We start from the raw sequence: 937 nt of genomic DNA, 5'->3' as shown, positions 1-937 counted from the left end.
ATGTCGGTCTGTCCAATCCAACATTGGTGCTACTGCAAATTTTACAGGCGATGGAAGGTTGTAAAATATCATGAGGGCATTACTCTCATGTCTCTATAACTCTCTCTTTATACATAGAAAAATACTTACTTTTAGTTTACAGAAAGTTTTATTCTCTTATACTATCATGAGTATAATAACAACTCATTATTTTCATTGATATCAAGGTTTCCTACAATCAATCATGATAAAACACAATATCGCATTTCTCATCGATTAGTGTTCAGGTATATAAACATGAAAAAAAGAAGATTTTCACTATAATATAAAAAACTCATTTACAAGTTCTTCTTACGCTCATCAAGCCTCCACCCTTATATGATTTAGCACAGCGTTTAAGATAATAAATGCTAAACTAACACATTATACAATTTTTCATGATAGATTTAATTTTCTTTAGATTTTTTTTAATTATTGTGCAAATAAATGCTACAGAAAATATATTTATTTTCTCCTAAAGAAAGAATAAAAATCCTGATTTCATACGAAGCTAATTATAAATTATTTTTTCTCAATGCGTTATTCTTTGTAATATTCTTGGATTTTACTTTATAAGATAAACAAGTTTCCTCCTAAATATTCTATCTAATTTTGCTATTTTATGATTCTTGCAAAAAAAACTAAAATTAGGACATAGACAACCATTGTATTTTTAATATGTATGACTGACATCAGCATCTTTTGAAGGAAAATATTTTACAATATTGCAGATAAAATCTGTAAAATGAAATGATCACAAACGTTGTTCAATCTCTTGTTGGTTTTGCATATAGGAAGAAAGAGTATCAACCTCTTGCTCATTAAAGAGGAGACCAAGTTTTGAACGACGCCATAACACATCTTCACATGCTTTAGCCCATTCTTTTTCCATCAACCATTTTACTTCTACTTCATAAAG

1 pseudogene is annotated in these 937 nt (G+C 28.4%); it reads right to left on the bottom strand.

The window, feature by feature from the left end:
- Window positions 1-772: 772 nt before the first annotated feature.
- Window positions 773-937, bottom strand: a pseudogene (locus tag ACFIKE_RS11605) (glycerol-3-phosphate dehydrogenase); the annotation flags it as partial.

It is taken from the genome of Bartonella sp. MU70NMGDW (assembly GCF_042194085.1).
In the GTDB taxonomy this organism is placed as follows: Bacteria; Pseudomonadota; Alphaproteobacteria; order Rhizobiales; family Rhizobiaceae; genus Bartonella; species Bartonella grahamii.
Note: the sequence above shows the minus strand (reverse complement) of the source record. Positions and strands in the feature narration are given on the sequence as shown.